At 72.5% G+C, this 22,200-nt stretch carries 22 protein-coding genes and 1 tRNA gene; 10 read left to right on the top strand and 13 right to left on the bottom strand.

Going from position 1 to position 22,200, the window contains the following annotated elements:
- Positions 1-18 precede the first annotated feature (18 nt).
- The 3 genes from ACFWTC_RS07545 to ACFWTC_RS07535 are packed head-to-tail and all read right to left on the bottom strand — an operon-like array spanning position 19 to position 3,487.
- A complete protein-coding gene (locus ACFWTC_RS07545) occupies positions 19-900 on the bottom strand; it encodes an SDR family oxidoreductase (RefSeq protein ID WP_383922036.1) in 882 nt (293 codons plus the stop codon).
- Positions 897-1,823, bottom strand: coding sequence for an alpha/beta fold hydrolase (locus tag ACFWTC_RS07540; protein ID WP_383922034.1), 927 nt, complete (start codon positions 1,821-1,823; stop codon positions 897-899). The genes ACFWTC_RS07545 and ACFWTC_RS07540 overlap by 4 nt, the downstream gene beginning before the upstream one ends.
- Positions 1,820-3,487, bottom strand: coding sequence for a flavin-containing monooxygenase (locus tag ACFWTC_RS07535; protein WP_384027263.1), 1,668 nt, complete (start codon positions 3,485-3,487; stop codon positions 1,820-1,822). Before ACFWTC_RS07535 ends, ACFWTC_RS07540 begins: the two co-directional genes overlap by 4 nt.
- A 152-nt stretch (positions 3,488-3,639) precedes the next feature.
- On the opposite strand from ACFWTC_RS07535, the gene ACFWTC_RS07530 reads away from it, so the two are divergent.
- Positions 3,640-4,350: a MerR family transcriptional regulator gene (locus tag ACFWTC_RS07530; protein ID WP_383922028.1), complete on the top strand. Its 711-nt coding sequence runs from the start codon at positions 3,640-3,642 to the stop codon at positions 4,348-4,350.
- On the opposite strand, the gene ACFWTC_RS07525 is transcribed toward ACFWTC_RS07530, so the two are convergent.
- Positions 4,335-5,138 (bottom strand): exodeoxyribonuclease III, encoded by an 804-nt coding sequence (locus tag ACFWTC_RS07525; RefSeq protein WP_384027201.1) that lies wholly within the window; start codon positions 5,136-5,138, stop codon positions 4,335-4,337. The genes ACFWTC_RS07530 and ACFWTC_RS07525 overlap by 16 nt on opposite strands.
- 38 nt (positions 5,139-5,176) lie before the next feature.
- Here ACFWTC_RS07525 and ACFWTC_RS07520 point away from each other — a divergent pair, with 38 nt between their 5' ends.
- A complete protein-coding gene (locus ACFWTC_RS07520; protein WP_383922022.1) occupies positions 5,177-5,680 on the top strand; it encodes a GNAT family N-acetyltransferase in 504 nt (167 codons plus the stop codon).
- Between the two features lie 200 nt (positions 5,681-5,880).
- Here ACFWTC_RS07520 and ACFWTC_RS07515 read toward each other — a convergent pair.
- From ACFWTC_RS07515 to galU, 7 genes are all read right to left on the bottom strand, one after another.
- Positions 5,881-5,954: transfer RNA gene (locus ACFWTC_RS07515), tRNA-Ala, on the bottom strand.
- A 76-nt stretch (positions 5,955-6,030) separates the two neighbouring features.
- Complete coding sequence (locus ACFWTC_RS07510) at positions 6,031-7,122, bottom strand: hypothetical protein (RefSeq protein ID WP_384027203.1); 1,092 nt, start codon at positions 7,120-7,122, stop codon at positions 6,031-6,033.
- A 201-nt stretch (positions 7,123-7,323) separates the two neighbouring features.
- Positions 7,324-7,932, bottom strand: coding sequence for a GNAT family N-acetyltransferase (locus ACFWTC_RS07505; RefSeq protein ID WP_383922015.1), 609 nt, complete (start codon positions 7,930-7,932; stop codon positions 7,324-7,326).
- A gap of 17 nt (positions 7,933-7,949) precedes the next feature.
- Complete coding sequence (locus ACFWTC_RS07500) at positions 7,950-8,507, bottom strand: molybdenum cofactor biosynthesis protein B (RefSeq protein WP_384027265.1); 558 nt, start codon at positions 8,505-8,507, stop codon at positions 7,950-7,952.
- Between the two features lie 32 nt (positions 8,508-8,539).
- Complete coding sequence (gene moaC / locus ACFWTC_RS07495; protein WP_383922013.1) at positions 8,540-9,019, bottom strand: cyclic pyranopterin monophosphate synthase MoaC; 480 nt, start codon at positions 9,017-9,019, stop codon at positions 8,540-8,542.
- A gap of 75 nt (positions 9,020-9,094) precedes the next feature.
- Positions 9,095-10,447 (bottom strand): gephyrin-like molybdotransferase Glp, encoded by a 1,353-nt coding sequence (gene glp / locus ACFWTC_RS07490; protein WP_383922010.1) that lies wholly within the window; start codon positions 10,445-10,447, stop codon positions 9,095-9,097.
- A 4-nt stretch (positions 10,448-10,451) separates the two neighbouring features.
- The gene (gene galU / locus ACFWTC_RS07485; RefSeq protein WP_383922007.1) at positions 10,452-11,354 is read right to left on the bottom strand and encodes a UTP--glucose-1-phosphate uridylyltransferase GalU; all 903 of its coding nucleotides are present in this window, start codon (positions 11,352-11,354) and stop codon (positions 10,452-10,454) included.
- 94 nt (positions 11,355-11,448) lie between these two features.
- Between galU and ACFWTC_RS07480 the strand changes: the two genes are divergently transcribed.
- Positions 11,449-12,063 (top strand): 5-formyltetrahydrofolate cyclo-ligase, encoded by a 615-nt coding sequence (locus ACFWTC_RS07480; protein ID WP_383922004.1) that lies wholly within the window; start codon positions 11,449-11,451, stop codon positions 12,061-12,063.
- 3 nt (positions 12,064-12,066) lie between these two features.
- Here ACFWTC_RS07480 and ACFWTC_RS07475 read toward each other — a convergent pair whose 3' ends face one another.
- Positions 12,067-14,925 carry a penicillin acylase family protein gene (locus ACFWTC_RS07475; protein ID WP_384027205.1) on the bottom strand — a complete coding sequence of 953 codons (2,859 nt, stop codon included), beginning with the start codon at positions 14,923-14,925 and terminating at the stop codon, positions 12,067-12,069.
- A 194-nt stretch (positions 14,926-15,119) separates the two neighbouring features.
- Between ACFWTC_RS07475 and ACFWTC_RS07470 the strand changes: the two genes are divergently transcribed.
- The 7 genes from ACFWTC_RS07470 to mscL all read left to right on the top strand — a co-directional run bounded on the left by ACFWTC_RS07470 (position 15,120) and on the right by mscL (position 21,949).
- Entirely contained in the window at positions 15,120-16,667 is a 1,548-nt protein-coding gene (locus ACFWTC_RS07470) for a potassium/proton antiporter (RefSeq protein WP_383921999.1), read from the top strand.
- A 430-nt stretch (positions 16,668-17,097) separates the two neighbouring features.
- Positions 17,098-18,492 (top strand): MFS transporter, encoded by a 1,395-nt coding sequence (locus tag ACFWTC_RS07465; RefSeq protein WP_384027207.1) that lies wholly within the window; start codon positions 17,098-17,100, stop codon positions 18,490-18,492.
- 67 nt (positions 18,493-18,559) lie between these two features.
- The gene (locus ACFWTC_RS07460) at positions 18,560-18,874 is read left to right on the top strand and encodes an FmdB family zinc ribbon protein (RefSeq protein WP_384027209.1); all 315 of its coding nucleotides are present in this window, start codon (positions 18,560-18,562) and stop codon (positions 18,872-18,874) included.
- 68 nt (positions 18,875-18,942) lie between these two features.
- Positions 18,943-19,776, top strand: a complete 834-nt coding sequence (locus ACFWTC_RS07455; RefSeq protein WP_384027210.1) for an S-methyl-5'-thioadenosine phosphorylase — start codon at positions 18,943-18,945, stop codon at positions 19,774-19,776.
- A gap of 310 nt (positions 19,777-20,086) precedes the next feature.
- Positions 20,087-20,566: a carboxymuconolactone decarboxylase family protein gene (locus ACFWTC_RS07450; protein WP_383921988.1), complete on the top strand. Its 480-nt coding sequence runs from the start codon at positions 20,087-20,089 to the stop codon at positions 20,564-20,566.
- Between the two features lie 126 nt (positions 20,567-20,692).
- Positions 20,693-21,313, top strand: coding sequence for a hypothetical protein (locus ACFWTC_RS07445; RefSeq protein WP_383921985.1), 621 nt, complete (start codon positions 20,693-20,695; stop codon positions 21,311-21,313).
- Positions 21,314-21,436: 123 nt separating this feature from the next.
- Complete coding sequence (gene mscL / locus ACFWTC_RS07440; RefSeq protein WP_383921983.1) at positions 21,437-21,949, top strand: large conductance mechanosensitive channel protein MscL; 513 nt, start codon at positions 21,437-21,439, stop codon at positions 21,947-21,949.
- Positions 21,950-21,971: 22 nt separating this feature from the next.
- Here the strand turns inward: mscL and ACFWTC_RS07435 are convergent, their stop codons facing one another.
- Positions 21,972-22,193 carry a hypothetical protein gene (locus ACFWTC_RS07435; RefSeq protein WP_383921980.1) on the bottom strand — a complete coding sequence of 74 codons (222 nt, stop codon included), beginning with the start codon at positions 22,191-22,193 and terminating at the stop codon, positions 21,972-21,974.
- Positions 22,194-22,200 lie beyond the last annotated feature (7 nt).

Below are 22,200 nucleotides of genomic sequence, written 5' to 3'. Positions count from 1 at the left end.
ACATCCGACATCTCACACTCAGGGGCGCGCGGCCCGCTCCTGCTCGTCCGCGGCCCCGCCGGCCCCGACGAGCCCCTTCGGGACGGAGGCCAGCCGCGGCTCGAACCGCTTCATCTCGCGCTGCCCGACAGCCGCGATGATCCCCGGCAGGTAGCCGCGCACGCCCTGCATCCCGCGCAGCCACCACTGCGCGTACACGTGCGCCGAGCGACGCTCGATGCCCGCCACGATCCGGTCGACGGCCGGCCCCAGCGGGTACGTGCGGTTCGACGGCCAGGGCAGCCGCTGGCGCAGCTCCCGCATCACGTCGTCCTGGTCGGCGCCGCGCACCATGTCGGTGTCGGTCCAAGAGAGGTAGCCGACGCCGACCTTGACGCCCTTGTAGCCGACTTCGGCGCGCAGGCAGTGGGCGAAGGCCTCGACGCCCGACTTGGAGGCGCAGTACGCCGTCATCATGGGCGCCGGGGTGATCGCGGCGAGCGAGGCGATCTGCAGGAAGTAGCCGCGGCTCTCCGTCAGGACGGGCAGGAAGGCCCGCCCGGTGACGGCCCCGCCGATCAGGTTGACCTCGATCACCCGGCGCCAGGCGTCGGGGTCGGAGTCGGCGAACGGCCCGCCGGAGGCCACGCCCGCGTTCGCGACGACGATGTCGACCTTGCCGAAGCGCTCCTTGACCTCCTGTGCGACGCGGGCCATCGCCTCGTGGTCGGTGACGTCCGCGTACCAGTGGGCGCTCTCGGTGTGCAGCCGTTCGGAGACCTCCTTGAGGGCCTCCGGCTCCAGTCCGACGAGCGCGATCTTCGCGCCGCGCGCCGAGAGCTTGCGGGCGAGGAGCTCGCCCACCCCGCGGGCGGCGCCGGTGACGACGGCGACCTGGCCTTCCAGACTCCTGCGGCTCACGGGGTCTTCTCCTTCTCTTCGGTGGGGAGGTACAGGGCGGCGAGTTCGCGCAGGGCGCGGGTGACGGCTTCCGGGGCCTCGATCGGGGTCATGTGCCCGATCCCGGTGAGCTCGGTCAGCCCCACGCAGTTCGGGAGCGCGGCGGCGAGCCCCCGGGCGTGCACCACGGGGGTGAGCCGGTCGCTCGTGCCGGCGACGACCGCGGTGGGCACGGTGAGCCGGGCGACGTCCGCGTCGAGGTCCAGCCCGGCCAGCACCTGGGACCAGTCCCGGCGGACCCCCGCGGGACAGGCGTGCACGATGCGGGCGCAGGCCTCGACCGCGTCGGGCGCGGAGCCGGGGGCCATGGTGGCGTACTTGAGGATCGCCCGGGCGACCGGCGTGACGGGCCCGAGCGGAACGCGCGAGCCCAGCACCGCGCCGGTGACACGAGTCCGCGCGCGCCCGGCGCCGAACGGCAGGACCCGCGCCTCGGCGACCAGCCGTCCGCTGCCCGTACTGCACAGCAGGGCGGCTGCGGCGTGCTCGGCGAACTCGGGCCGGCGGGCGGCCGCCATGACGGTCATCCCGCCCATGGAGTGCCCGGCGACGACCGCCCGCTCCCCGGCGGTCAGGGTGGCCTTCAGCACGGCCACCAGGTCGTCCGCGAGGGCGGTGGTGGTGCACGCGCGGGAGGCGGGACTGCGCCCGTGGCCGCGCTGGTCGTAGGCGATGACGCGGTGGTCCGTGGCCAGCTCGCGGATCTGCGCGGCCCAGAAGGCCGTGGAGCAGGTCCAGCCGTGCGCCAGCACCACGGCCGGCGCCCCCTCCTGCCCGTGCACCTCGACGTGGAGGCGGGCCCCGTCGGCGGAGACGGCCTCCAGCTCCCGCCGCGCGGCGGGCGGGGCATAGCGCCCGGTCGTGACGTGCGCCGCGCGGCTCACGCGGCCCCCTCCTCGGCGGCGGGCGCGGCGGCGGCGGGGGCGGCGGCCGGAGCCGGCGCTGGGGCCTCGGCGGCGGCCTCGGCCGCCCGGCCCGGCCGGGACGCGGCCACGCCCCCGGCCACGCCCACCGGCACCGCCATCCGCTCCCGCTCCCGCTCCCGGTCCTGGGCGCGGACGACCTCGTACTCCGCGACGTCCACGGTCCGCGTCTCCTTGCGGAACTCACCGGTCGTGCCCGGCCAGACGGTGGTGTTGCGGCCCTGGGCGTCCAGGTACCAGCTGGTGCAGCCGCCGGTGTTCCAGACCGTCCGCTCCATCCGCGCCTGGACGTGCCGGTTCCACGTGTTCACGGCGGAGGGCCGGGCCGCCAGCGCGACCTTGCCGCCCAGGCTGCTTCCGTCGAGGAGGGCAAGCTGGCGCAGGTAGTCCGCCATGTAGTTCAGCTGGGACTCGATCATCAGGATCATCGAGCTGTTCCCCAGCCCGGTGTTCGGACCGATGATCGTCATCCAGTTGGGGAAGCCCGCCGCCGTCGCACCGCGCAGCGACTGCATCCCGTCCTTCCACTCGTCCGCGAGGGTCTTGCCCTCCGCGCCGACCACCCGGTCGGCGATCGGCATGTCCGTGACGTGGAAGCCGGTGCCGAAGACGATCGCGTCGACCTCGGTCTCCGTCCCGTCGGCGGCGACCAGCACCGAGCCGCGGATCTCCTTGAGGCCGGAGGCGACCAGGTCCACGTTGGGCCGGGCCAGCGCCGGGTAGTACTCGCTGGACAGCAGGATCCGCTTGCAGCCGATCCGGTACGAGGGCGTCAGCTTGGCCCGCAGCGCCGGGTCCTTGATGGAGCGGGCCATGTTGGCCTTGGCCAGCGCCTCGACGAGCCCGAGCTGGTTCGGCCGCTTGGTGAAGGCGCTGACCTGGAGCTCCCGGATCCCCCACAGCAGCCCGCGCCGCGCCGCGCGGGTGAAGGGAAGCTGGCGGTGGAGCCACCGCTCCACGGTGGAGATCGCCCGGTCGGTGCGCGGCATCACCCACGGCGGGGTCCGCTGGAAGAGCGTGAGCCGCTCCACGTCGGGGGCGATGGCGGGCACGATCTGGATGGCGGAGGCGCCCGTGCCGATCATGGCGACGCGCTTGCCGACGAGGTCGTAGTCGTGGTCCCAGCGGGCCGAGTGGAAGACCTTCCCGGGGAACTCCGCGAGCCCCGGTATCTCCGGCATCTTCGGGTCGGACAGCGGCCCGGTGGCCGACACGACCACGTCGGCGGTCAGCTCCCCGGCGGCGGTCTCGATCTCCCAGTGCAGCTCCTCGGCGTCCCAGCGCATCATCCGCACCTCGGAGTCGAGGCGGATGTGCCGGCGCAGCCCGAAGGTGTCGGCGACGTGCTCCAGGTACTCCCGGATGGCGGGCTGCCCCGAGAAGGTCCGCGGCCAGTCCGGGTTGGGCGCGAAGGAGAAGGAGTACAGGTGCGACGGGACGTCGCACGCGCACCCCGGATAACTGTTGTCGCGCCACGTCCCGCCGACCGACCCCGCCCGTTCCAGGACGACGAAGTCCGTGATCCCCTCGCGCCGCAGCCGTACGGCGGCCCCGAGACCGCCGAAGCCCGACCCGATCACCGCCACCCGTACGTGCTCACGCCGCCCGTGCTCGCGCTCGCCCATGCCCGCCGCCTCCGCTTCATCCGCAGTGCCTTGCCAGACCATCGCAACACTGCCAGCAATCACTGGCACAATCGGGAGGGTAGAGCAGCCCCGTACTCATGGGTAGGGGTCGCGCCCGGAAAGTTACCGCCGGTACGCCATAGGCTGCGCCCGTGGCGAAGGACGAGACGGAAGCGAAGACAGTGCGCGAGTACCGCACGGAGGAACTGGCCGAGGCGGCCGGCATCCCCGTCCGCACCCTGCGCTTCTACCGCGAGCGCAAACTGCTCCCGCCGCCCCGCCGCGAGGGCCGCATCGCCTGGTACGACGAACACCACCTGGCCCGGCTGCGCACCGTCGCCGCCCTGCTGGAGCGCGGCCACACCCTCGGCGGCATCGCCGAGCTGACCGCCGCCTTCGAGAACGGCCGCGACGTCGGCCAGCTGGGTGAGCTGCTCGGCATCGGCTGGTCGGAGGAGACCCCCGTCCGCCTGACCCCCGAGGCCCTCGCCGACCACTTCGAGGGCGAGGTCACCCCGGAGAACCTGGCGGCCTCCCTCGACCTCGGCTACCTCGCGACCGACGGCGAGGAGATCGTGCACGTCAGCCGGCGGCTGCTGGACGTCTCCTCGGCCCTGGTCCGCGAGGGGATCCCGCTCTCGGCCGTCCTGGAGACCGGCCGCCGGGTCCGCGAGCACGCGGACGCGCTGGCCGCCCTGTTCACCGAGCTCATTTCGACCCACACCTCGCAGGATGCCCTCCCGCGCCTGCGCCCGCTGGCGAAGAGCGTGGTGGAGGCGGAGCTGACGATGGCGATGGACCGCCTCCTGGCCGCGTCACCGGCGCCACCGTCGTCCCCGCACCGGGATCAGACCCCGAGCTGATAGACCACGGTCACCGGCGCGTGGTCGGACCAGCGCTCCGGGTGCGTCTCGGCCCGCTCCACGAAGGCCTTCACCGCCTTCGCGGCCAGCCCCTCGGTCGCGACCTGGAGGTCGATCCGCCAGCCGGCGTCGTTGTCGAAGGCCCGGCCCCGGTAGGACCACCAGGAGTACGGCCCCTCGGCGTCGGGGTGCAGCCCGCGCACGACGTCGACGTAGCCGGCCTCCCCGTAGACCTTCCCCAGCCACTCCCGCTCCTCGGGGAGGAAACCGGCGTTCTTGCGGTTGGTCTTCCAGTTCTTGAGGTCGGCTTCCCGGTGGCAGATGTTCCAGTCGCCGCAGACGACGACCTCGCGCCCGTCGGCGGCGGCCCGCACCTTCAGCTCCTGGAGGTAGGCGAGGAACTCGCCCATGAACCGGTACTTCTCGTCCTGCTTCGCGGTCCCCGCCTCGCCCGACGGCAGGTAGAGGCTGGCGACCGTCACACCGGGGAAGTCCGCCTCGACGTACCGCCCGGAGGCGTCGAACTCGTCGCTGCCGAAGCCGACCCGCACCCGCTCCGGCTCTCGCCGGCTATAGAGCGCGACCCCGGCCCGGCCCTTGACCGCGGCGGGCGCGAAGACGGTGTGCCAGCCCTCGGGCTCCCTGGCCCCGGCGGGAATCTGCCCCTCCTCGGCCCGCACTTCCTGGAGGCAGACGACGTCGGCGTCGGAGCCGGCGAGCCACTCCACGAAGCCCTTCTTCGCGGCGGCGCGGATCCCATTCACATTCACGGAGGTCACAGTGAGCATCCCTGCACGATAGCGGGATGCTTCCGTACGATATTCGAATGTCTCACGGGATGATCCAGCTCCGCGCCGTGCCTTACGACCACCCTGACGCGGTCAAACTCAACGACCAGGTCCAGCTCGAGTACCAGGAGCGCTACCAGGGTGAGGGCGACGTCACGTTCCTCGACCCGGTGATGTTCGCCCCGCCCCGGGGCCTCTACCTCGTCGCCTACGACCTCGCGGACGCCCCGGTCGCGAGCGGCGGCTGGCGCAGCCAGGACGAGAACGACGAGGGGTACGCGGACGGCGACGCCGAGCTGAAGCGCATGTACGTCGTCCCCGAGGCCCGCGGCCTGGGCCTCGCCCGCCGCATCCTGACGGTCCTGGAGGAGGACGCCCGCGCGGCGGGCCGTACCCGGATGGTGCTGGAGACCGGCGACCAGCAGCCGGAGGCGATAGCCCTCTACCTCTCCTCGGACTACGCCCCGTCGGCGAAGTTCGGCCACTACCGCTTCCACGACTCCAGCCGCTGCATGACCAAACCGCTCACCACCCCGTCCTGACCCCCGCCAGGCCCGGCGCCGGCCCCGGCGCCTCCGCCACCGGCTCGGGGCTGGCCACAGCAGAAGGCCTGGTGCGCCCCTCCCGGCAATAAGAGCCGGGCATAACGGCGTTCGGCGCGCAAACGCCGAGATCCCGCCCGGTCTTTCGACCGGACGGGATCTCATGACGTTCCCGAGAGCTACTCGCGAACTGTCGTTTGTGGACCTGTGGGGATTTGAACCCCAGACCCCCTCGATGCGAACGAGGTGCGCTACCAGACTGCGCCACAGGCCCTTGCGACGTGTGAAACATTAGCATCCCCCCGCGGGTGCTCCAAAACCGGATTCCGGGAGCGTCCGCGCAGGTCCGCTCACTCGTTCGCGGCCCGCGGACGCTCGTCGCTCTCGTACTGGTCGAACAGTGGCGTGCGGCCCCGCTCGCGGCCGCGGGGGCGCGGGGTGGTGGGGGTCTGAGCCTGGGCCTGGGCCTGAGCCTGGGCCTGTGCCTGGGGCTTGGGCTCCGGTGCCGGGGCGGCGGGCTGGGCGCGCAGGCGCGGCTCCGTCGGTTCGGCGGTGCTGGAGCGGGTCGAGCTCCAGGCGTCCGGGGCCGCGGGGCCGGTGGCGCGCGGGGCGACCGGCGCAGTCACGTACGTCGGCAGCGGGACCGGGACCGGCTCCCAGCTGTCACCGCGGGCGGGGCCGCGCTCGCGCTCGCGCTGCTGGTCCACCCACTCGGCGTGGTCGGTCTGTTCGACGAGCGCCCTGCGGCCGGCTTCCTGCGGGGAGACCGGTGGCGCAGGGTCCGCATCGCCGCCGGCCGCGGCCTCGGGCTCGCGGCGGCGGGGGCGGTTCTCGCGCAGGTGCCGCGCCGCGGCCTCGGCGCGGCGCCGGTCCATCGTGAACTCGTAGCGGCGCCGCTCCTGGACCCGCAGGTGCACGATGTACGCGCTCAGCAGGAAGGCCGGGACGGCGGGAGCCCACAGCAGGCGCAGGCCGCCCACCGCGGCGACGATCGCGCCCAGGGTGAAGACGAGGAACAGGAGCGCGGTGGTGCGCCGGCGGCGGGCGAGGACCTGGAGGCGCTGCTCGCGCCGGGCCCGCTCGGCGCGCTGCTCGCGCTCGGCACGCTGCTCGCGCTCGGCCGCGGCGGCCGGTCTCGGCTCCGACCTGGTCGGGGGCACGACGAAGGCCCGGGCGTCGGCGTCCACGGATTCGACCTTTTCCGTGGCGGCGTCCGGGTCCGCGCGGGGCTCGGGCTCCGCCTCCTCGTCACCGCGCTCACGCAGCCCCTTGGCGTAACGGCGCTCCATTCCCGCCCGGCCGGAAAGCAGCCGAATGGCAGTGGAGAAGCGTTCCGTCGGACGGGCTTCGTTCAGCTCGTCCTGCCTCCGGAGCCACATGGGCACCAAGTAGGCGGCCCAGGCCCCGACAATGACTGCGTAGATGAGGCCGCTGCTGCTCACACCTCATACCGTAGAGGGGGCGGGCCGACGGGATCGGCCAATTGGGCCGGTGTGTCGCGCGATCTCGCTGATATCACGGACTTTTTTTGTGATTCTTCGGATCAGGTTATGGGCGAATCGGCTCAGCGACCCTTAATTCGAACAGCTATTCGGTTTTCGTGGGCGTTCGGGCCCGAGTCCCGGGGCCCGGTTCCGGGATATCTATTTCGACGGGCTCTCCGGATGGCGGGCCCGGTGCCAGCGGCGCAGCAGCCCGTCCGGAACCTCCTCCACGGTGACCGCGTACACGATGTGGTCGCGCCAGGCCCCGTCGATGTGCAGGTAGCGCGGGCGCAGCCCCTCCTCGCGCAGGCCGAGCTTCTCCACGACCCGGCGGCTCGGCCCGTTCTCCGGGCGGATGCACACCTCGATCCGGTGCAGCCCGACCCGGCCGAAGCAGTGGTCCACCGCGAGCGCGACCGCCGTCGGCATCACGCCGCGGCCCGCCACCTCGCGGTCCACCCAGTAGCCGACGTGGCCCGCGCACATCGAGCCCCAGGTGATCCCCGCGACCGTCAACTGCCCGACGAGCCGGCCCTGGTACTCGATGACGAAGGGCAGCATCCGGCCCGCGTTCGCCTCGGCCCGCAGGTGGCGCACCATCTGACGGTACGTCGGCCGCTGGACCACCGGCCCCCACGGGGCGGGCGGCGGGATGGTCGCCTCCCACGGCCGGAGCCACTCGCGGTTGCGCCGGTTGACCTCGCGCCAGGCCTTCTGGTCCCGCAGCTTTATCGGCCGGAGCGTGACGTCGCCGTCCGCCAGGACCACCGGCCAGGTCGGGCCGTTCAGCTCGTGCTCCCGGAGGGTCCCGCCGGTCTGGGGTGGTCGCCGCCGCGGATCTGGTCCACGGCGTGCAGGAGGATCCGGGACAGGACGGCGACGCCGTCCTTCACCCCGCCCGTCGAACCCGGGAGGTTGACGATCAGGGTGTGTCCGGCCACGCCCGCCAGGCCCCGCGACAGGGCCGCGGTCGGGACCTTCGCCAGGCCCTCGGCGCGGATGGCCTGCGGGATGCCCGGGATCTCGTAGTCCAGCACCCGGGCGGTGGCGTCCGGGGTGCGGTCGGTCGGCGAGATGCCGGTGCCGCCGGTGGTGAGGACGACGTCGTACCCGGCGGCCACGCCCTCGCGGAGCGCCTGCTCGACGGGGTCGCCGTCCGGGACGACGCGCGGGCCGTCCACCGCGAAGCCGAGCTCCTCCAGCGCCGCGGCGAGCAGCGGTCCGCCCCGGTCGGGGTAGACGCCCTGCGAGGCCCGGTTCGAGGCCGTGACCACCAGGGCCCGCAGCGGCGCCGGAGCGGTCTCGGGCTCGGTCTCCGCGGGCGCCTCGGGTACGGCGTGCAGGTGGCTGTGGACCTCGCCGCCGCGCGGGGCGTTCACGCGCGCGCCCAGTCGCCGGACTTGCCGCCGGTCTTCTCCTCCACCCGGACGTCCGTGATGACGGCGCCCTTGTCGACGGCCTTGACCATGTCGATGACGGTCAGCCCGGCGACCGCGACGGCGGTGAGCGCCTCCATCTCGACGCCCGTGCGGTCGGTCGTCTTCACGGTGGCCAGGATCTCGACGGCGTCGTCGGCGACCCTCAGGTCCACCGTCACGCCGGAGACGGCCAGCGGGTGGCAGAGCGGGATCAGGTCGGGGGTCTTCTTCGCGCCCATGATCCCGGCGATCCGCGCGGTGGCGAGCGCGTCGCCCTTGGGGACGCCCTCGCCGCGCAGCAGCTCGATCACCCGGGGGGAGACGAGCACCCGTCCACTGGCGCGGGCCGTCCGGGCGGTGACGTCCTTCCCGGAGACGTCGACCATCCGGGCCGCCCCGGCCTCGTCGATGTGGGTCAGCCTGCTCTGCGTACTCATAGCTCTGCGCGCCGCTTCCGTCCGGGCCCCCGGGGGGCCTGTGTGATGCAACACGCTACCCGCACCGGCCGGACTTCAGCCGAGCAGGACCACTTCCAGCTCGGCCCCGGGCTCCACCGAGGTGACGTCCTCCGGTACGACGATCAGGGAGTCGGCGTGCGCCAGCGCGGCGATCAGGTGGGAGCCCGATCCGCCGACCGGGCTGACCGTGCCGTTCTCGGCGTCGTAGGTGCCGCGCAGGAACTGGCGGCGGCCGGCCGGGGAGCCGATCGCCTTGTCGGCGGTGAGCACCGCGCGCACGCTGGGGCGGCTGACCCCGGCCTCCGGGAGGCCCATGAGCGTACGGATCGCGGGGCGCACGAACAGCTCGAAGGAGACGTAGGAGGAGACCGGGTTGCCGGGCAGCGCCAGGAGCGGGGTGTGGTCCGGGCCGATGACGCCGAAGCCCTGCGGCTTGCCGGGCTGCATGGCGAGCTTGCGGAAGTCGACGCCGGCGCCGTCGACGCCGTCCTCGCCGGTGGCGACGGAGGTCAGCGCCTCCTTCACCACGTCGTACGCGCCGACGCTGACCCCGCCGGTGGTGACGAGCAGGTCGGCGCGGATCAGCTGGTCCTCGATGGTGGAGCGCAGGGTGTCGGCGTCGTCCGCGACGGCACCGACCCGGTAGGCGATGGCGCCGGCGTCCCTGGCCGCGGCCGCGAGCGCGAAGCTGTTGGAGTCGTAGATCGTCCCGGCGGTCAGCGCCTCGCCGGGCTGGACGAGCTCGCTGCCGGTGGACAGGACGACCACGCGGGGGCGCGGCCGGACCCGGACGGTGCCCCGTCCGATCGCGGCCAGCAGGGCGATCTGCGGCGGGCCGAGGACCGTGCCGGACGCCAGGGCCAGGTCGCCGGCCTGTACGTCGCTGCCGCGCGCCCGGACGTGCGCCCGGGCCTCGGCGGCCCGGTGCACCCGTACCTCGCCGCCCGCGCCCTCGGGGGCGGAGCTGGCCGGGGTCATTCCGGAGGCGGCGCCGCCGCCCGTGCCGCCGTCGGTCCACTCGACCGGTACGACGGCTTCCGCGCCGGGCGGCAGCGGGGCGCCGGTCATGATCCGCGCGGCCTGGCCGGGGCCCACGGTGGGCAGCTCGCCGCTGCCCGCCGCGACGTCCCCGATGACCGTCAGCACCGCCGGGAACTCCTCGCTCGCACCCTGGACGTCGGCCGTGCGGACGGCGTAGCCGTCCATGGAGCTGTTGTCGAAGGGCGGGAGGGCGACGGGCACGGTGACGTCCTCGACCAGGACACAGCCCTGGGCGTCCAGCAGCTGGAGCTCGATGGGCTCCAGCGGCCGGACGGTGGCGAGGACGTCCGCGAGGTGCTCGTCCACCGACCAGAGGCGCTGCTCGCGCGGGGCCTGCCCGGTGTCCTGCGGTGCGGAACTGCTCAAGGTCCTACATCTCCTCCGTGACGTAACGGTGAAGCCAGGTGCGGAACTCCGGGCCCAGGTCCTCACGCTCGCACGCGAGGCGGACGATGGCCCGCAGGTAGTCCCCGCGGTCCCCGGTGTCGTAGCGGCGGCCCCGGAAGACCACGCCGTGCACCGGGCCGCCGATGGTCTCGTCGGCGGCCAGCTTCTGCAGGGCGTCGGTGAGCTGGATCTCCCCGCCGCGGCCCGGCTCGGTCTCCCGCAGTATGTCGAAGATCGCGGGGTTGAGGACATAGCGTCCGATGACCGCGTAGTTGCTGGGCGCGTCCGCGGCGTCCGGCTTCTCGACGAGGCCGGTGACGCGGACCACGTCCTCCTCGTCGGTGGCCTCGACGGCGGCGCAGCCGTAGAGGTGCACGTTGGCGGGGTCGACCTCCATCAGCGCGACGACGGTGCCGCCGGTGCGGCCGTAGATGTCGGCCATCTGACGGAGCAGCGGGTCGCGGGGGTCGATGAGGTCGTCGCCGAGCAGGACGGCGAAGGGCTCGCGGCCAACGTGCGGCTCGGCGCAGAGGACGGCGTGGCCGAGTCCGCGCGGGTCGCCCTGGCGGACGTAGTGCATGGTGGCCAGGTCGCTGGACTCCTGGACCTTCTTGAGCCGGTCGTCGTCACCCTTGGCGGTGAGGGCGGATTCCAGCTCGTAGTTCCGGTCGAAGTGGTCTTCCAGCGCGCGCTTGTTACGCCCCGTGATCATGAGGACGTCGTCCAGCCCGGCCGAGACGGCTTCCTCCACCACGTACTGGATGGCCGGCTTGTCCACGACCGGGAGCATTTCCTTCGGGGTCGCCTTGGTCGCCGGGAGGAACCGAGTACCGAGGCCCGCAGCCGGGATGACGGCCTTTTTGATCACGGGGTGCAACATAGTCATGGGCGGAACGATAGTGGGTCCAGCCGAACGTCAGGCCGGATCGCGGTCAGTATCATGATATATGTCCATCTTCACAAGGATATTTGAGTCACCAGTGGCAGAGAACCCACCCTCCCCCGCCGCGAAGGCCGTGCTGCGCCGAGAACTCCTCACCGCCCGCCGCGCCTTGTCCCCCGACGACCGCGCCGCCGCGGCCCGCGCGCTCGCCCGGTCCGCCCTCGCCCTGCCCGAACTGGCCGGTGCCCGTACGGTCGCGGCGTACGTCTCCGTCGGCGCCGAGCCCGGCACCCGCGAACTGCTCGACGCCCTGCGCGCCGCCGGCAAGCGGGTGCTGCTGCCCGTCCTGCTGCCCGACAACGACCTCGACTGGGGCGCGTACGGGGGCCCCGGCTCCCTCGCCGTGGCCGAGCACCCCGGGAAGATGCGGCTGCTGGAGCCGGCCGGGCCCCGGCTCGGCCCGGACGCCGTCACCGGGGCGGACGCCGTGCTGCTCCCCGGGCTGGCGGTGGACCGGCGCGGCATGCGGCTCGGCCGCGGCGGCGGCTCGTACGACCGGGTGCTGGAGCGGCTGGAGCACGCCGGGGCGCATCCCGCGCTGGTCGTGCTCCTCTACGACGACGAGGTGGTCGCGCGGGTCCCGGAGGAACCGCACGACCACCCCGTTCAGGCCGTCGCCACCCCGTCGGGGGTGCGCCGTTTCGGCTCGTGACCGCTAGGAGCCCGCGGGCTTCAGGGTCAGGGTGTCCACCGTCGCCTTGTCGACGGCGTCCTTGCCGTAGGGCCACTCCAGCAGCTCGCCCTTGGCCCACATCGTCGTCTGGTCGGTGTAGTTGCCGTTGTAGGCGTGCCCCGAGGCGCCGGTGAGGTTGATCCAGCGGGACTTGTCCAGGTCGTTGAGGTTCACGACCATCCGCATCGACGGCACCCAGGTGACCCCGTAACCGCCGGAGGCGTTCCAGCCGGTCGCGTTGACGGTGGCCTCGCCGCCGCCCAGGTTCCACGGGCCGCGGTTGAGGAGCCACTGCATGAAGCCGGGGCCCTCGGTGCCGATCGTCTGGTTCTTCAGCGTCAGCTGGTGCAGCCGGCCCCAGGTCCAGCTGGACTGGTCCTTGCCGAGCTTGGCGGTCAGCTCCCAGCGGGCGTCCTCCATGGCGCGTGCGAAGATCTCGTCGCGGTTGGTGGCCGCCGGCTCCCTGCGGGTCGCGGGCGCCGTCCACCACGGCGACTTCTCCTCCTTGACCAGCCGGCGGACCACCTCGAACCAGCGGTCGCCGCCGTCGGGCTGCGCCGATACGGCGTCCCGGGCGCCGCACTCGCGGACCGTCTCGGCCAGGTCGTCGGCCGGGCCGGTGCCGTCGCCGCGCACGTTCATGCAACTGCCCTCGATGCGCAGCTCCTTCGGCAGCTTGTCGCCGAAGGACAGCTTGAGGATGTTGCGCCAGACCGCGTTGAAGTAGGCGGCGGCCGCCGAGTCGGGCTCCTGGGTGTAGTTCCAGCCCTCCAGGAGCTTCTGGGCGGAGCGCACGTCCGGGTCGGACACCTCGATCTTGGCGAGCATCGGGGTCAGCAGCGCGGCGATCTCGCTGCTGTTGTCCATCTGCATGGTGCGCATGTCGTCGGTGGAGATCTTCCCGTTGTCCTTGATCTTCGCCTCGATGAGGTCGTTGATCCGCTGACTGCGGGCGCCGTAGCCCCAGTCCGTGGTCAGCAGGTTCGGGTACTTGCCGGCGCCGGTGCCGGTCTCCACGACGGCCTGGTTGGCGGTGACGATGTAGCCGCGGGACGGGTTGTAGTCCCAGGGCAGCTCGCCCTGCGGGATGTAGCCGGTGCCGCCGTCCTTGCCGCCCTTCCAGGCGTACTTGGAGTCCCAGCCGGCGGCGGGCATGCGGCCGTCGTTCTGGCCGCGGAGCGGGATGCGGCCCGGGGCCTGGTAGCCGATGTTGCCCTTGGTGTCGGCGTAGATCAGGTTCTGCGAGGGGACCTCGAAGTCGGCGGCCGCCTGCCGGAAGGAGGCGAAGTCCTTGGCCTTGTTGAGCTTGAAGACCGCGTCCATCGACTTGCCCGGGTCCAGGGCCGTCCAGCGCAGGGCGACGGCGTAGCCGTTGCCGCGGTCCGGGGCGGCGCTGCTGACCGGGGCGCGGGCGCCGACCGTGCCGATCTCGTCGCTGCGGTCGGAGATCAGCGGTCCGTTGTTGGTGGTGCGGACGGTGATCTTCTTGCTGGCGCCGCCGGCGACCTTGATGACCTCTTCACGGGTGGTGAAGGGGAGCACCTTGTTGTCGTAGACGTAGCCCTCGGGCTTGACCTGCTCCAGGTAGAGGTCGGTGACGTCCGCGCCGAGGTTGGTCATGCCCCAGGCGATGTCCGCGTTGTGGCCTATGACCACGCCGGGCATGCCCGAGAAGGTGTAGCCGGCCACGTCGTACTGGCACTGGGCCGAGGCCGTACGGCAGTGCAGGCCCATCTGGTACCAGACCGAGGGCAGCTGCGGGGACAGGTGCGGGTCGTTCGCGAGCAGCGGCTTGCCGGTGGTCGTGTGCGCGCCCGAGATGACCCAGGAGTTCGAGCCGATGCCGCTGCCGTTGGGGCCGAGGATCGCGGGGATCTGGTCCAGGGTCTTGGCGAGGGCGGTCAGCTGGGTGTTCAGGCCGGCGGTCGCGCCCTGGGCGGCGACGTTGCCGGAGAGGCCGGTGGCCGTGCCCGTACCGGCGCCCGCGCCCGGGGCCGTGGAGGCCTGCGAGCCGTTGGCGCCGGAGCCGCTGCCGCCGGTGCCCGAGCCGGAGCTGGCGGAGCCGCTGCCGGCGGCGCCCTGAGGGGTGTACTTGCCGTTGTCGGCCTTGCCGCCCTCGACGATCGGCTTGTTCCGGCCGAAGGGGTACGGCGGGTAGAGCTCGTCGATCTGCGCCTGCGAGAGCTTGCCGGACATCAGCGCGCGGTCGATCTCGTCCTGCATGTTGCCGCGCAGGTCCCAGGCCATCGCCTTGAGCCAGGCCACCGAGTCGACCGGCGTCCACTGCTCGGGGTGGTAGTCCCCGCTGAGCCCCAGGGCCGCGTGCTCGACGGAGAGGTCCTTGCCGGACTTCCCCTTCAGGTACGCGTTGACCCCGTCGGCGTAGGCTTGCAGGTTCTTCTTCGCCTCTTCCGAGAGCTTGGTCTCGTACTCGGCCTGCGCGACCTGGCGCCAGCCGAGCGTACGCAGGAAGGCGTCCGTCTCGACCTGGCCGGAGCCGAACATCTCCGACAGCCGGCCGGAGGTCATGTGACGGCGTACGTCCATCTCCCAGAACCGGTCCTGCGCGTGGACGAAGCCCTGCGCGCGGAAGAGGTCCGCGTCGCTGTCCGCGTAGAGCTGGGGGATGCCGTGGGCATCGCGTTTGACGTCGACGGTCCCGGCCAGGCCGGGCACGTCGAGGGAGCCGGTGGTCTGGGGGAAGGAGGCGCGCACGCTGTCCACGCCCCAGTACGCCCCGTAGCCGAGGCCCGCGAAGAGAGCCAGGACCAGAACGAGCACGATCAGACGGGCGCGTCGCCCCTTCTTCTTGGCGGGAGGAGCGGATTCGTTGGCGGGCATCGCTGTCCTTAGAGGGGCAGGGTGGTCCTGGGAGTGCTGGGAGCAACCATAGGCGCAGGACCCGGCTCGTTGATCCGCCAGGGGTCGGGCTGCCGAGGACAGGGGCGAACGGGCGTTTCACAATGTGGGTATCGCGTCAAGAGAATGTCAAAGATTAGGTAAGGTAACGAAGTACTTGCCGACGCGCCGCGGGAGTGACAATCCGCCGTGCGCTTTCAGGAAAGGGCCGCCCGCTGACTGTCCACGATCTCAATGAGCTCCTGCTGGTCTGCTCGCTCGTGCTGCTCGTCGCCGTCGCGGCGGTGCGCGTCTCCTCGCGCAGCGGCCTTCCCAGCCTGCTCATTTACCTCGGCATAGGCATCGCGATAGGCCAGGACGGCATCGGCAACGTCGTTTTCGACAACGCCGAGCTGACCCAGGTCATCGGCTATGCCGCGCTCGTCGTGATCCTCGCCGAGGGCGGTCTGGGCACCAAGTGGAAAGAGATCAAACCCGCCCTGCCGGCAGCGATCGTGCTTTCACTGGTGGGTGTCGCGGTCAGCGTGGGCGTGACCGCGGCGGGGGCGCACTATCTCGTCGGACTGGAATGGCGCCAGGCCCTGCTGATCGGCGCGGTCGTTTCCTCGACCGACGCGGCGGCCGTCTTCTCGGTCCTGCGCAAGGTCCCGCTGCCGTCGCGGATCACCGGCGTCCTGGAGGCCGAGTCCGGCTTCAACGACGCCCCCGTGGTGATCCTGGTGGTGGCCTTCGCCACCGTCGGCCCCGTGGACGAGTGGTACGTCCTCATCGGCAAGATCGCGCTGGAGCTGACGATCGGCGCGCTCATCGGCCTGACGGTCGGCTTCCTGGGCGCGTACTGCCTGCGGCACGTGGCACTGCCCGCCTCGGGCCTCTACCCGATCGCGGTGATGGCGATCGCGGTCGCGGCGTACGCGGCCGGCGCGATGGCGCACGGCTCCGGCTTCCTCGCCGTCTACCTGGCGGCCATGGTCCTGGGCAACGCCAAGCTCCCGCACTGGCCTGCCACCCGGGGCTTCGCGGACGGACTCGGCTGGATCGCTCAGATCGGCATGTTCGTCCTGCTGGGCCTGCTGGTCACCCCGCACGAACTGGTCCACGACTTCTGGCCCGCCGTGATCATCGGGCTGGTGCTCACGATGGTGGCGCGGCCGCTGGAGGTCTTCGTCAGCCTGCTGCCCTTCCGGGTGCCCTGGCAGGAGCAGGCCCTGATGTCGTGGGCCGGCCTGCGCGGCGCGGTCCCCATCATCCTGGCGACCATCCCCATGGTGTCCGGGATCGAGGGCAGCGACCGCGTCTTCAACATCGTCTTCGTGCTGGTCGTCGTCTACACCCTGGTGCAGGGGCCGACCCTGCCGTGGCTGGCGCGCGAGCTGGAGCTCGGCGACAGCGACGAGGCCGCCTCCGACCTCGGCATCGAGTCGGCGCCGCTGGAGAAGCTGCGCGGGCACCTGCTGTCGTTCGCGATCCCGCCGACCTCGCGGATGCACGGCGTCGAGGTGAGCGAGCTGCGGCTGCCGCCCGGGGCGTCGGTGACGCTGGTGGTCCGGGACGCGAAGAGCTTCGTACCGGCGCCGTCCACCGTGCTGCGGCGGGGGGACGAGCTGCTGGTGGTGGCCACCGATCCGGTCCGGGACGCGGCCGAGGCGCGGCTGCGGGCGGTGGCCAAGGGCGGCAAGCTGGCGGGCTGGCTCGGGACGGACGGCGGACCGGCGCGGCACTGAGGTCGTCCGGAACACGGCGTTCGCTGTCCGGATTCCGATGGATCCGCGTACGAGTTTGAATTAGAGCGACGTTCTAATTCGCCATTTCCGGGGGCGTGTGGGCTGTTTTGCCCGCGTTTTAGGGCCCTCTACGGGCAAAGTTTGCGTTAATCACAGGTGAAGGCCCACCCTGTCGCCGGAATCACAGGGCGTGGTAGCCGCATTCCCTGTACGATGAAGGCACACCACATCGAACCAACTCTGCCTGACGCAGAGCTGGCGCGACCGCAAAGCGGCCGTGGCACCCTCCCCGCAGTGGGCGCCCAGGTATCACTCGGTATTGCGCAAGAGGACAGCTCTCGGGGCTCCCACATGTACGGGTGCGGTCGCTCACGAGGCGGCGCATCGTCCGCAGACGGGGAGTTCTACCAGGCAGCGGAAAGGCCAGGCCGTGACATCCGCGGTCACGACCGACTCGTCCGCCCGCCCCGGCTACGGACAGCTCCTGCGCACACCCGGCGCCCTCAGCTTCCTGCTTCCCGGCTTCGCCGCCCGCCAGCCCTTCGCCATGCTGATCATCGGCATCGTCCTGCTGGTCCAGCACACCACCGGCTCGTACGGGGCCGCCGGCATCGTCGCCACCGTCACCGGTGTGTCCATGGCCCTCTTCGCCCCCCAGATGGGCAAGCTCGCCGACCGCCGCGGCCAGCGCGCCGTCCTGGTCCCCGTCGTCTTCGTGCACGCCACCGCCATCGGCGCCCTGACCGCGCTCGCCCTGCTGGGCGCGCCGATGTGGGCGCTCGCGCTGGCCGCCGTACCGGCGGGCGCCTCCGTACCGCAGGTCGGGCCGATGGTCCGGGCCCGCTGGGCCGCCAAGCTGGAGGGCTCCCCGCTGCTGCCGACCGCGGCCGCGTTCGAGTCCGTCACCGACGAGCTGACCTTCGTCGTCGGCCCGGTGCTCGCGACCTTCCTGTGCACCACGATCCACCCCTCCGCCGGCCTGATCGCCGAGGCGTCCCTGACGCTGCTCGGCGGCCTGCTGTTCGCCGCCCAGCGCGGCACCCAGCCCACGACCGCCCCGCGGCTCGCGAGCGGCCAGAAGCACGTCTCGGCGCTGTCCATCCCCGGTCTGCGCGTCCTGGTCATCGCCTTCGTGGGGATCGGCGCCGTGTTCGGCGGCATGCTGATCTCGCTCGCCGCGTTCTCCGACGAGATCGGCAACCCGGGCGCCAACGGCCTGCTGTACGGCGTCTTCGCCGGCGGCAACATGATCGCGGGCATCGCCTGCGGCACGATCGCCTGGAAGATCGGCCCGCGCCGCCGGCTGATCCTCGGCTACGTCGGCCTGACCGCCGCCGCGTCCGTCCTGTGGGCCGCGAACTCCGCGGTCCTGCTGGGCGCGCTCGGCCTGGTCGTCGGCCTGTGCATCGCCCCCGCCCTGATCACCGGCTACACGATGATCGAGCAGCTGGTCCCGGCCTCCGCCCGGACCGAGGCGTTCACCGCGCTGACCGGTGCGGTGGCCCTGGGCCAGGCCGCCGCCGTCACCGTCGCGGGCCGGCTGACCGACGCGTACGGCTCGACCGCCGGGTTCCTGGTGCCGATGGCCGCCACCGCGCTCGCGCTGGTCGTCCTGCTGTCCCTGCGGGGCAAGCTGGCGCCGAAGGCACCGAGCCGGATCGTGAACTCGTCGTCGGACGCGGCGTCCCCGAGCACGGGATCCCCGAGCGCGGCGCCGTCGAAGACGTCAGCGTCGAACACGGCGTCGTCCACGTCCCCGTCGGCCGCCCGGAACCGGGTGAACGAGCGTGGGATCGGTCACCGCGTGCCGGTGACGGTGGACTGATCGGCCGGAATACGTCACCATGGAGCGTCGTTAGCACTCATTGAGTCAGAGTGCCAGGAGGAAATTCGTGCCGACCTACCAGTACCAGTGCACCGAGTGCGGTGAGGGCCTTGAGGCCGTGCAGAAGTTCACCGATGACGCACTGACCGTGTGCCCGAGCTGTGACGGACGCCTGAAGAAGGTGTTCTCCGCGGTCGGCATCGTCTTCAAGGGCTCCGGTTTCTACCGGAACGACAGTCGCGGCTCTTCGTCGAGCAGCACCCCTGCCTCGAAGCCGGCCTCGACCCCGTCGTCCACGACGACGACCGCGGCGCCCGCTCCTGCCGCTTCGTCCTCCACGACGTCGTCAAGCTCGAGCAGCAGCTCCACCTCGGCCGCCTGACAGCTGTCGCGAGACCCCGCCGCCCACCGGGCAGCGGGGTCTTCCGCGTGCCCGGTTAGGGTGACTCCATGGTGAACGCAGAGATCGGTGTCATCGGCGGCTCGGGCTTCTACTCCTTCCTGGAGGACGTCTCCGAGGTCCGGGTGGAGACCCCGTACGGACCCCCCAGCGACTCCCTGTACGTCGGCGAGCTGGCCGGCCGCCAAGTCGCCTTCCTCCCCCGGCACGGCAGCGGCCACACCGTCCCGCCGCACAGGATCAACTACCGGGCCAACCTGTGGGCGCTGCGCTCGGTCGGCGTGCGCCAGGTGCTCGGCCCGTGCGCGGTCGGCGGCCTGCGGGCGGAGTACGGTCCGGGCACGCTGCTCGTTCCCGACCAGCTGGTCGACCGTACGAAGGCCCGGGCGCAGACGTTCTTCGACGGGGAGCCGCTGCCCGACGGCAGCGTGCCGAACGTCGTCCACACCACCTTCGCCGACCCGTACTGCCCCGTCGGCCGCTCGGTCGCCCTCGCGGCGGCCCGGGGGCGCGACTGGGAGCCGGTGGACGGCGGCACCATGGTCGTCGTCGAGGGGCCCCGCTTCTCCACGCGCGCCGAGTCCCGCTGGCACGCGGCGGCCGGCTGGTCCGTGGTCGGTATGACGGGCCACCCGGAGGCGGTCCTCGCCCGCGAGCTGGGGCTCTGCTACACCTCCATGGCGCTGGTCACGGACCTGGACGCGGGAGCCGAGACCGGGGAGGGCGTCTCCCACACGGAGGTCCTGAAGGTGTTCGGCGAGAACGTCGGCCGCCTGCGCGAGGTCCTCTTCGACGCGGTGGCGGCCATGCCGGCGACGGAGTCGCGGGCCTGCCTGTGCACGCACGCGCACGACGGCTGGGACCTGGGGATCGAGCTGCCGTAGCGGAGGGGCGGGGCCGGCCGGTTGGAGGGCGGGGCGGGGCGGTTGGAGGGCGGGGCGGGGCGGGGAGAGGCGGGACAGGGTGGGGAAACGTTTCCGCTCTCGCGGGCGGTGTCACATTCCGCGGGGCTGACCGGTCCCTCCGGGTGAAGGCCCATCGGGACCGTCCGTCCGCCCCAGGAGGCGACCGCCATGCCCCGCATCCCGCTCGCCCCGCCCCGCACCCCCGCCCTGCGCCTCGGCGCCTGGTACTCCCGTCGCACCTGCGGCAAGGTCCTCGACCCGGGCCTGGGCGTACGGGCACCACGCGCGCGTGCTGTCGGCGTACGTCGGCCTGGAGCGGCGGGCGGCGCGGTGGAACACCCTCGACTCCGGCCTCAGGCACCTCGCGGTGATGGCGGCGGCGGCCCGGATCAACTGCTCGTGGTGCATGGACTTCGGCTGCTGGGAGGGCCGGAAGCCGGGGCTCTCGCAGGAGAAGATCGAGGCGGTACCGCGGTGGCGGGAGGTCCCGGCGGTGTTCACCGGGCTGGAGCTGCTGGCCATGGGGTACGCCGAGGCCGTGACGGAGACCGAGCCGTCGGTCACCGACGAGCTGGCCGCGGATCTCATCGTCCGGCTCGGGGAGCCCGCGTTCGTCGAACTCACCGCGATGGTCGCCCTGGAGAACCGGCGCTCGCGCGTGAAGAGCGCCTTCGGCCTGACGAGCCGGGGCTTCGCGGAGGCCTGCCGGGTCCCCGGCGGACGCTGGCGCCGCCCGGGGCGCCGGGCGCCGCGTCACACCTGGGGGTGACACGGCTGTCCACAAGCCGGGGGCCGTCCACAGGCCGGAGCGGGATGCCGCCGGAGGCCGGATCGTGGGGTGGGTCCGGACGACCGGTCCGGACCCCGCAACCCACTCAGCTCGGTGGTGGTCCCCATGTCCCGTACGTCTTCGGCCTCTTCGGCCGCTTCGACTTCTCCTTCCGCGTCGGCCTCCTCGGCGGCTTCGCAGCGTTCCCCGCGTCCGGGGTTTCCGGAGCGGCTGGTGCTCTCCCCGTCGCCGGGTGCGCCGACGTGTCCCTCCACGTGTCCGCCGGCGCGCCCGGTTCCGGCCTTCCCGCCGCTGCGGGTGGGGCGGGGCGGGTACCGGCTGGGCCGGGCCGTGCGGCGCAGGCGGCGGGCCGCCGCGGCCGGGTTGGCCGTCGTCGCGGCGGCCCTGGCGGTGGGCGGCACCGAGGCACAGGCCTCGCGCGGGGCCGCGCCACCGGCGGTGAGGGCGGCGCCGGCGGCCGTGCGGCTGGTGTCGGCGCCGGTGCGCATCGCGGACGCGGCGACCGTGCGGCTCCTGCGGACCGGAGACCGGGTCGACGTGGTGGCGGCGGAGCGCGCGGGACCGCCCAGGGTGGTGGCCGCGGGGGCGCGGGTCGCCGAAGTGCCCGCCCTTGAGGAAGGTGCGGGGGACAGCGGGGCGCTGGTGGTCCTGTCCGTACCGCGGGACACGGCGCGGGCCCTCGTGGGGGCGGGCGCCACGGCGCGACTGGCGGTGACGTTGTGCTGAATCGCACAGGCGCACCGTCAAGTCGCCTTGGGGTACCACCCGATTGGACACGCCGGGCGCGGACTGCCGTAGCTTTCGGAACCGTTGGCTCCGAAATCGGCACATGTGAAGAAGGGCTCAGTCGTGAGCGAGAAGAAGAAGGAGAGCGTCCTGGCGGGCTTCAAGGCCTTCCTGATGCGCGGCAACGTGGTCGACCTGGCGGTCGCCGTGGTCATCGGCGCGGCGTTCACGAACATCGTGAACTCCATCGTCAAGGGGATCATCGGGCCGCTGGTGGGCGCGATCGGCACCAAGAACCTGGATGTCTACAAGTCGTGCCTCAAGGACCCGTGCGGCATCGACGCGAAGGGCCAGCCCACGGGTGTCGAGATCCTCTGGGGCTCGGTCCTCAACGCGGCGCTCACCTTCGTGATCACCGCGGCGGTCGTCTACTTCCTGATGGTGCTGCCGATGGCGAAGTACCTCGCCAAGGTGGAGGCGCGCCGCAAGGCCAAGGAGGGCGTCAAGGAGACCATGGAGATCACCGAGCTGGAGGTCCTCAAGGAGATCCGCGACACCCTGGTCGCCCAGCGCGCCAACGGCGGCGCCACCGGCCCCACGGAAACCGGTCCCACGGGGTCGCGCGACGCCTTCTAGGCGTACGGGCCGCCGCGGCGGCTCAGATGTGGTGCGGGGGCTTCTCGTCGAGGAAGCGGGCCAGGTCCGCCGCGCTTCCACCGGCGGGCGGCCGCTCACCCCAGCCGCGGTCGGTGTCGTCCGAGGACTGCTGGTCCAGCGGGTCCTCGAAGACAAGCCGGGGTTTCGGCCGGGGCGTGCCGCCGGTCGGCGAAGGCTCGGCCGGCTGGGGGGACTGCGGGTCGGAGACGGGGGCGGGGCTCATGCCTCCA

It is taken from the genome of Streptomyces sp. NPDC058619, assembly GCF_042717785.1.
GTDB lineage: Bacteria > Actinomycetota > Actinomycetes > Streptomycetales > Streptomycetaceae > Streptomyces.
Note: the sequence above shows the minus strand (reverse complement) of the source record. Positions and strands in the feature narration are given on the sequence as shown.

Coding starts and splice junctions, on each gene's coding strand:
- ACFWTC_RS07520 (WP_383922022.1), top strand. CDS start 5,177: ATGTCTCACGGGATGATCCAGCTCCGCGCCGTGCCTTACGACCACCCT.
- ACFWTC_RS07455 (WP_384027210.1), top strand. CDS start 18,943: ATGGTGAACGCAGAGATCGGTGTCATCGGCGGCTCGGGCTTCTACTCC.
- ACFWTC_RS07535 (WP_384027263.1), bottom strand. CDS start 3,487: ATGGGCGAGCGCGAGCACGGGCGGCGTGAGCACGTACGGGTGGCGGTG.
- ACFWTC_RS07475 (WP_384027205.1), bottom strand. CDS start 14,925: ATGCCCGCCAACGAATCCGCTCCTCCCGCCAAGAAGAAGGGGCGACGC.
- ACFWTC_RS07525 (WP_384027201.1), bottom strand. CDS start 5,138: ATGCTCACTGTGACCTCCGTGAATGTGAATGGGATCCGCGCCGCCGCG.
- ACFWTC_RS07445 (WP_383921985.1), top strand. CDS start 20,693: ATGTCCCGTACGTCTTCGGCCTCTTCGGCCGCTTCGACTTCTCCTTCC.
- galU (WP_383922007.1), bottom strand. CDS start 11,354: ATGACTATGTTGCACCCCGTGATCAAAAAGGCCGTCATCCCGGCTGCG.
- moaC (WP_383922013.1), bottom strand. CDS start 9,019: ATGAGTACGCAGAGCAGGCTGACCCACATCGACGAGGCCGGGGCGGCC.
- ACFWTC_RS07435 (WP_383921980.1), bottom strand. CDS start 22,193: ATGAGCCCCGCCCCCGTCTCCGACCCGCAGTCCCCCCAGCCGGCCGAG.